The 1,916-nt window shown below is 63.3% G+C and carries 1 protein-coding gene; it reads right to left on the bottom strand.

Annotated features, from left to right (window positions below; all coding sequences use genetic code 11):
• Positions 1–1,859: transposase (locus VB081_RS13415; protein WP_323401285.1), on the bottom strand; the 1,859-nt coding region annotated here is incomplete at its 3' end.
• Positions 1,860–1,916: the final 57 nt, after the last annotated feature.

The following is a 1,916-nucleotide window of genomic DNA, read 5'->3' as shown; positions in this document are numbered from 1 at the left end:
GCGGACTTGGCGGCTTCGATGCTCTTGACGTTCGGGGCGGGCGATTCCGGCAGGGCAGGCGTGGCCGTGGCGGCCTCTTTGGCAGCCACAAGCTGCATGCGGTGCTGCGTTTCCGGGAGCACCACGTTGGCGAGGAACTCCCTGGCGTCGGCTGTGACCTGGTTTTCGAGAGCCTTCTTGTAGGCGATCTCGGAGGCAAGAAGGGCCTTGTCCTCATCTGTGCCCAGGATGCCGGCCGCCGGATGCACGTTGGTCGGCACCGGGATGGCCTCGCAGATCAGCCGCTTGCCCGACTCGTCGTAGACCAGCACCGACCGGCGGTCCTGGTCGTCGTAGCGAACCAGTACCGAATGGCGCAGGCTGTGCAGGAAGGGGTGCCGGTAATGCCGCCCGAAAATCTTGACGCCGTTCTGCTCGATCTGGCGGACCGCCTTGGAGAGCATGCACAGCCGCAGCTTGAGCAGCTCGGCATCGGTCAGGCCCGGGCCGGCTCCCGGCGCGAACGCATCAAGGGGGGCCTGGCCTTTCAAGTGGCCACGTTGCGGCCGGTGGGCGTACTCGTCAAACCACATGGCCACGGCCGTGTGGGCTTCTTCAAGGGTTAGTGGGCGATAGCCTGACGCCTGATAGAGCTTGCGGTGCAGGTCCTCGCCGCGTTTGAGGCGAGGCGGCTTGTTTTCGATGCAAGAGCCGACGTAGGAAGGGCACCAGCGTTCCAACTCCCCGAACGTCCCGAAGAACCGTTCGATGGTCTTGGACTGGCCGTGGTAGCCCCATGCGAAAATTGTCTGGATGCCGAGCTCTTGAAACACGCCGCCCAGGCCGGTTTGCGTCAGGTCAACCCCGGTAAAGAACTTGCCCTTGAACGCTTTACCGTTGTCCAGGTAAGCGATGCGGGGAAACTTCCCGAGGCGCATGCAGGCCCTGCGCAAAGCTGAAGCGATTGCCTGCGTGTTTTCCGTGGGCAGGATTTCCCAGCCCAAAGGGTAGCTGGACGCCATGTCGTACCAGAGCACCAGCTCCATGCGAGCGCCCTTGCCGGTCTCCGGGTCCAGAATCTCAAAGTTGAGCACATGCCCATCGGCCACCAGGATGTCGCCGACCTGGATCTTCGAGTAGTCGCGCACGATGTACGGACAGCATTCATCCACCCAGGCTTTCTTGCCTTTCCGGGAGTAGACGAATTCGCCGTAATTGTTGGCGATCCACTTTTCGATAAACCGACGAATAGTGATTTCGGAGCAGGCAGGCAGCCCGGCCGGCTTGAAGGCTTTGAGCGCTTCGCGGCAGACTTCGGCGATGTTCGGCGCGTTGGGATGCCGCACCAAGGCGGTGATGATGGTTTGGTGCGCCACGGTCAGGACCGGTTCGATGCGCACGCCGCCGCGCGTGTCGGCCAGAGCCAGGGCGGAGCCGGTGCGGCGGAGCTTGAGCTTCCAGCGCTCCAGGGATTGCGCGGATACCGACTCGCCGAGCACTTCCTTGATTTTCGGCCATACCCCGGCCCGGTAGGCCGCGAGAAATTCCTTTTGCGCCACGCCCTTTCGAGGGGCTTTGGCCAACGCCTCGGTGTAGAGCCGCACGAGGTCCGCCCTGGCCAACGCCCCGCGCCGTTGGTCTTCGGTGAGCGACGTTTCGTCGTCGAAGACGGCGGGAAGAGTCGCGCCTTCGTGGGCGGCCATGGCGTCCTGGACCTCGGCAGGGAGGGAGGAAGTCAGATAGGACTTTTCCCGCCATCCCTTGCCAGCCCCTGCCTGCTCGGCGACAACCCATCCGGCTTTCTTCGCCCGGGAACTGATCGCCTGAGGCGTCAATCCCAGAGCCGAAGCCAGTTCACTTGTCGTATAAGCGTCTTTCATCGTGCCGCCGTCCGTCCGCTTGATAGAGTTCCGCGCCCCCTGATAGGGTCTCCGTTA

The sequence above is a fragment of the Christensenella sp. genome, assembly GCF_034927525.1.
GTDB lineage: Bacteria > Bacillota > Clostridia > Christensenellales > Christensenellaceae > Christensenella.
Note: the sequence above shows the minus strand (reverse complement) of the source record. Positions and strands in the feature narration are given on the sequence as shown.